This window comes from bacterium, from assembly GCA_030655055.1.
Lineage (GTDB): Bacteria > Edwardsbacteria > AC1 > AC1 > EtOH8 > UBA5202.
The window spans coordinates 1-5578 of sequence record JAURWH010000228.1; the positions used below are offsets into that span (position 1 = coordinate 1).

Here is a 5578-nt window from a genome sequence, read left to right on the forward strand (position 1 = left end):
ACCACCCAGATCTACACCCATGTGGACCGGGAGTATTTGAAGGAAGTGCACAGGCAGTTCCATCCCAGAGGTTGAAACATAGATATTTATCGGGACGCTGATTTGCATCATTATTGCGGAGCATTTGATCGGCCTCAAAACTAACAATATATACGAGGAGACAATCATGAAGAAAATATTAGTGGCAGCAGTGCTGGTTCTTCTTGCCGTTTCCGCCTTCGCCCAGAAACCCCACGGCATCGTCAACCTTAAAACAGTTGACGTGATAATTGACGGCAGGGTCACCGATGGCGAGTATCCCACCCACTTCACCGATTCCTACACCGGCATCGGGGTCAGCTGGGTGTCGGACGGGAAACTGCTCTATGTGGCGCTGGAAAGCCCGCACAAAGGCTGGGCTGCCATCTCCTTTGGCGAGCATAAGATCCGGGGCAGCGCCATGATCATCGCCTACCACGACCCTTCCGGCCGCCGGGTGGACGAGCACATAGGCAGCTGGGTCTCCACCCACAAGGCCATAGAAAAGCCGAAGCTGGTGGACTTTAAGACCGCCAAGACCAACTCCGGGATGATTGTGGAATTCTCCATGCCCCTGGCCCTTTCCAACGGCCAGGCCATAGTACCGGGACAGCCGATGCCGTATGTGCTGGCCTATCACAAGAGCAAGACCTCGTTCAAGGGCCGGCCCAGCCGCAAGTCCGCAGGGATGCTGGTCCTGGGCAGGGCGGAGCAGGAAGGACAGGGAGAACCGGAGACGGCAGCTCCGGCCGATACCGCGAAAAAATAAGATGATCTATACGGGCTTTCGGACAAATGTCTGAAGGCCCGATTTACTTACCAGGGATTTACATGATTTCACCGGAGTATCAACTAAAAGCAGTTACTCCAAATTATTATTAGGAGGAAAGATGAAGAACATCAAAGCATTATTGCTGTTGCTGCTGGTGCCGGGGTTATTGTTTGCCGGCAAGAAAGAGGTTCAGAAGATCCCGGTGGTTGCCCGATCAGAGGCGAAGGTAGACGGAGTGATCGCCAAGGGGGAATACCAGTCCTCTTTCACCGATGCCAAGACCGGCATCACCGTGCACTGGCAGGCCGACAGCGCCAACCTGTACTGCGCCCTGCAAAGCCCTGGACAGGGCTGGCTGTCGATCGGCTTGGGTTCAGGCGGGATGAACGGGGCGGTAATGATAATCGCATATCAGACAGGGGAAGGGGCTTGGGCGGCCGAAGAGCACCTGGGCAAGGCCTTTTTCCGGCATGCCAGGGCCGAAAAACCAAGACTTATCGCGGCCAGGTCCGGGATCGTTGACGGGCATACCACAATGGAGTTCTGCCTGCCGTTGTCACTTTCCAACGGAAAGACCATCAACAGCGCCGGGGAGCTGCCGTACATCCTGGCCTATCATCAGGACAAGCCCCGGCTTTCCAAGCACAGCAAAAAATCATCAGGCCTGCTGGTCTTGACTTCGGGGAAATAGCGGCTATAATTGAAAAGAGACCGAATTCCCAACCGCAATTCAAATAAGGGGAGTTATGGCTAAAATGACCGAGGTTCCGGGGAACAATAAGAAGCACCAGGTGGTGCTTTACGCCCTGTCCACCTGCATCTGGTGCAAGAAGACCAAGGAATTGCTGGACGACCTGGATGTGCATTACCGCTATGTCTTTGTGGACCTGCTGGCCGGCAAGGACGAGCAGGAGGTCATGGACCAGGTCAGGGAATTCAATCCCGGATGCACTTTTCCCACCATGGTGATAGATAACAAAAAAGTGATAGTGGGTCTGAAAGAGCCGGAGATCAAGAAGGTATTGGCATGAGGACGGCTGGCGAGATCGAGGCCGAGATCCTGGCGCTGGCCCAAAAAGAGGGCTACACCCTGAACCCGGACCGGGAGATCCGGGAAGGCATCATCGAGGGCATCGCCGCCAATGAAGAGCGGCTGGGGTACTGGAACTGCCCCTGCCGCAGGGCTTCGGGCGACCGCAACGCCGATCTGGACATAGTGTGCCCCTGCCAGTACCGGGACGCCGATCTGAAAGAACACGGTCGCTGTTACTGCGCGCTGTATGTCAACCAGGAGTATCTGGACCGGGGATCTCCGCCGGAGCCTATACCGGAGAGAAGGCCTATTGACAAAGTTCAAAAGGTTGTAAAGGCGGAAGAGGTTCAAAATACCATGGCCGGAGATGCAAAAGATGTCAAGGTCTGGAGATGCACGGTCTGCGGGTATCTCTGCGCCAGAAGCGAGGCCCCGCCCATCTGTCCCATCTGCCGGGCCAAAAAGGAGAGGTTCGAAGAGTTTAAGTTATAAGATGATATTTCAGTAAAAGGCACAGGGAACTCATCCCCAGCCCCTTCTCTTGCGCTCGTGCTGAGCTTGTCGAAGCAAAGAGAAGGGGGGAGGGGTTGAGTTAAGAGATTTCTGACCAATATGAAAACCCCCGGACTTTGTTCCCAAAGTCCGGGGGTTTCTCTTGGCGCAGGCTGATAGCTAATTATTAAAACGGCGCGAAGCGGTTGGCCTCCCAGTAGGAGGTCTGCAAAAACTGCTGCTGCTTTATCAAAGCCTCCAAATGCATTTCCTCCCAGCGGATCAAGGCATTGAACAGGCGCTTGATCTTGAGCTCCTTGGCCTGGCGGCGGTAATTCTTGTAGCCCTCGATGGAATTCTGCTCCAGCAGTATCCCGATGGACAGGGCCGACATCTCGTAGTGCTTGTCGCCCACCCGTTCCTTGAACTCGGGGCTGAAGATGGGGCTTTCCTGGGCCGGGTCCACCTTGGACTTGATCCGGGGGGGCTTCAGCTTCAGGCTTCCCTGTTTCTGGTGATCGGCGAACATCAGCTCCAGGGTCTTGTGATGCGACAGCTCGTCCTCGGCCAGCTGGCCGAACATCTGTTTGGCCTTGGGGTCCTCGGTGCGCTGGGCCGCAGTGGTGTAGTGATGATAGCCGTCGTTCTCAAACTGCATGGCCTCCACCAGGGATCGGGAAAAATCATCCATGACAATTTCTCCTTTTGTATCTTGATTTCTGTTTGTTGGTAATTATCCAGTCACTTGTTTAGAACAAGGCGGACTATTATATTGGCCACATAAAGCACAAAAACACAAAATATTTCTATGGAGTATAATTAATGAAGCCCCCGTCTCCAGTAACGGTGTTTAAATCAAGAATTAACTGTTTTGTGCCCTATGTGCTTTTTGTGGCTGAATGGTTACGTTTTTATTCGTTGGATTCCAAAGTGAACTCCTGGATCCCGAACCAAAAGCCCACGTCCTTGATGTGGTCCAGCTCGGCCTGGATCAGGTTGTAGTGGGCCTCTTCCATTTCGGCCAGCCGGGCGTACATGGCCTGGGCGTTCTTGTCCACGGCCTTTTGGCCTTCGCGCTTGTAGAAGTTGGAGGCCTTTTTCTCCATCTCCAAAGCCAGGTTTAAAGCCGAAAGATCATCGGAGCTTCCCTGGCCGGCCGGAGCCAGGTCCTTGGGCGAAGACAGATGGGGCAGGATCTCCTCAATGTCCGAAGGCTGGAATTTTGCCTTGACCCATTTCTGCCCGGTCATCAGTTTGTCCAGTTCGTTTTCCAGGATGTTCAGGTGTCCCAGTTCTTCCTGGCAGAGCCGCAGGAACATGTCCTTGCCGGAGACGTTCCCGGTATGGCGGGCGAATTTAAGATATGTCTCCAGGGCGCTCTTTTCCGACTGGATGGCCTTTTGCAGGGCGTCCCGGCCGGTACCGGCGGTTTTGACTGGTTTAACGGGCTTGGTCGGTTTTTTCACGGAAGTATCCTTCGTTGTTTTGTAAGGGTTGGCTCAATAAGCCATTCTAATACAAATATGGACGATTTGCAAGGCTGGTTGCCATCTTTTCATTGCCACTACCTTAGTCCTTCGCTGAAGCTAGTGCCTCCGCTAAAGCTTTGGCACTCGTGGCGGCTAAATATTAAAGTGTAAGCGGACGGCCCCCAAGTGAAGGGAAATATGTAGCATAAGCGAAAGGTCGTGGCAATATTATCCCGTTTATTTCTTCTGTTCTTTTGACCAGCTGTCCTTCAAGCCCACCGTGCGGTTAAAGACGGGTTTGTCCTTGGCGGAATTCTTTGAATCCACGCAGAAATATCCCTGGCGCAGGAACTGGAACTTTTCGCCTGGTATGGCGTTCTTCAGGCTGGGCTCCAGTTTGCAGTCCTTCAGTATGGTCAGCGAGTTGGGGTTGACCGGGCTTTCAGTTGAAGGGGTAAGCTCGGTGAAGAGCTGGTCGTACAAATGCACTTCGCCGGAAACCGCATCCGCGGCGCTGACCCAGTGCAAAGTGCTTTTTACCTTGCGGCCGTCGGGTGAGTCGCCGCCCTTGGTGGCCGGGTCATACTCGCATCTTAGTTCTAAAATAGAACCTTTATCCTCCTTTATCACTTCTATACATTTGATATAATAGGCGTGCTTCAATCGCACCTCCTTGCCGGGGGAGAGCCGGAAAAAACCCTTGGACGGGGTTTCCATGAAATCCTCCTGCTCGATGTACAGCTCGCGGCCAAAGGGCACCTGGCGCTTGCCGGCCGAGGCGTCCTCGGGGTTGTTGTCGCATTCTATCATCTCGCTTTGGCCCGCCGGATAGTTTTCGATCACAACCTTCAACGGCCTGAGCACGGCCATCACCCGGGGGGCGGTCTTGTTCAGCTCCTCCCGGATGTAGTGCTCCAGCAGGGCAATGTCCACCAGGCTGTCGCGCTTGGCCACGCCGATCCGGTCGCAGAAATTCTTGATCGAAGCTGAAGTGTAGCCCCGGCGACGCAATCCGGCCAGGGTGGGCAGACGGGGGTCGTCAAAGCCCTCCACCACGCCGTCCCTGACCAGCTCGATGAACTTGCGCTTGCTCATCACGGTGTAGTTCATGTTAAGCCGGGCAAATTCTATCTGCCGGGGATGATATATGCCCAGCTGGTCCAAAAACCAGTCGTACAGCGGCCGGTGATCCTCGTACTCCAGCGAGCAGAGGGAATGGGTGATGCCCTCGATTGAATCCTCCAGGCCGTGGGCCCAGTCGTACATGGGATAGATCTTCCATTTGGCGCCCTGGCGGTGGTGTTCCTGATGCAGGATGCGGTACATCACCGGATCGCGCATGTTCAGATTGGGGTGGGCCATGTCTATCTTGGCCCGCAGGGTCTTGGCCCCGTCGGGGAATTCTCCGGCCTTCATGCGGCTGAACAGGTCCAGATTCTCCTCAACCGTGCGGTCGCGGTTGGGGCTGTTCTTTCCCGGCTCGGAAAGGTTTCCCCGTGTCTTGCTTACTTCCTCGGCGCTCAGGTCGCAGACGTAGGCCTTGTTCTTCTTGATCAGTTCCACCGCCCAGTCATACATCTTTTCAAAGTAATCCGAGCCGAAGAACAGCCGGTCGCCGAACTCGGCCCCGATCCATTTGACGTCCTCGATGATGGCGTCCACGAACTCCTGCTCTTCCTTGGCCGGGTTGGTGTCGTCGAAGCGGAGGTTGAACAGCCCGCCGAATTCCTTGGCGATGCCGTAGTCTATCCAGATGGCTTTGGCGTGGCCGATGTGGAGGTAGGCATTGGGCTC

General features: G+C 54.8%; 7 protein-coding genes. 4 read left to right on the forward strand and 3 right to left on the reverse strand.

All coding sequences use genetic code 11. From position 1 onward, the window contains the following. Positions 1-166: 166 nt before the first annotated feature. The 4 genes from Q7U71_10800 (at position 167) to Q7U71_10815 (ending at position 2315) form a co-directional block, all read left to right on the forward strand. Positions 167-787, forward strand: coding sequence for a hypothetical protein (locus Q7U71_10800; GenBank protein MDO9392245.1), 621 nt, complete (start codon positions 167-169; stop codon positions 785-787). 121 nt (positions 788-908) lie between these two features. Next, positions 909-1481 carry a DOMON domain-containing protein gene (locus Q7U71_10805; protein MDO9392246.1) on the forward strand — a complete coding sequence of 191 codons (573 nt, stop codon included), beginning with the start codon at positions 909-911 and terminating at the stop codon, positions 1479-1481. A 55-nt stretch (positions 1482-1536) separates the two neighbouring features. Further along, positions 1537-1821 (forward strand): glutaredoxin family protein, encoded by a 285-nt coding sequence (locus tag Q7U71_10810; protein MDO9392247.1) that lies wholly within the window; start codon positions 1537-1539, stop codon positions 1819-1821. Then, positions 1818-2315 (forward strand): ferredoxin-thioredoxin reductase catalytic domain-containing protein, encoded by a 498-nt coding sequence (locus Q7U71_10815; protein ID MDO9392248.1) that lies wholly within the window; start codon positions 1818-1820, stop codon positions 2313-2315. Before Q7U71_10810 ends, Q7U71_10815 begins: the two co-directional genes overlap by 4 nt. A 187-nt stretch (positions 2316-2502) precedes the next feature. On the opposite strand, the gene Q7U71_10820 is transcribed toward Q7U71_10815, so the two are convergent. From Q7U71_10820 to Q7U71_10830, 3 genes are all read right to left on the reverse strand, one after another. Next, positions 2503-3006, reverse strand: coding sequence for a ferritin family protein (locus Q7U71_10820; GenBank protein MDO9392249.1), 504 nt, complete (start codon positions 3004-3006; stop codon positions 2503-2505). Positions 3007-3226: 220 nt separating this feature from the next. Then, positions 3227-3781, reverse strand: coding sequence for a ferritin family protein (locus tag Q7U71_10825; protein MDO9392250.1), 555 nt, complete (start codon positions 3779-3781; stop codon positions 3227-3229). Between the two features lie 240 nt (positions 3782-4021). Next, a partial coding sequence (locus tag Q7U71_10830) for a glutamine--tRNA ligase/YqeY domain fusion protein (protein ID MDO9392251.1) occupies positions 4022-5578 on the reverse strand: 1557 nt, incomplete at its 5' end.

Coding starts and splice junctions, on each gene's coding strand:
- Q7U71_10800 (MDO9392245.1), top strand. CDS start 167: ATGAAGAAAATATTAGTGGCAGCAGTGCTGGTTCTTCTTGCCGTTTCC.
- Q7U71_10805 (MDO9392246.1), top strand. CDS start 909: ATGAAGAACATCAAAGCATTATTGCTGTTGCTGCTGGTGCCGGGGTTA.
- Q7U71_10810 (MDO9392247.1), top strand. CDS start 1,537: ATGGCTAAAATGACCGAGGTTCCGGGGAACAATAAGAAGCACCAGGTG.
- Q7U71_10815 (MDO9392248.1), top strand. CDS start 1,818: ATGAGGACGGCTGGCGAGATCGAGGCCGAGATCCTGGCGCTGGCCCAA.
- Q7U71_10820 (MDO9392249.1), bottom strand. CDS start 3,006: ATGGATGATTTTTCCCGATCCCTGGTGGAGGCCATGCAGTTTGAGAAC.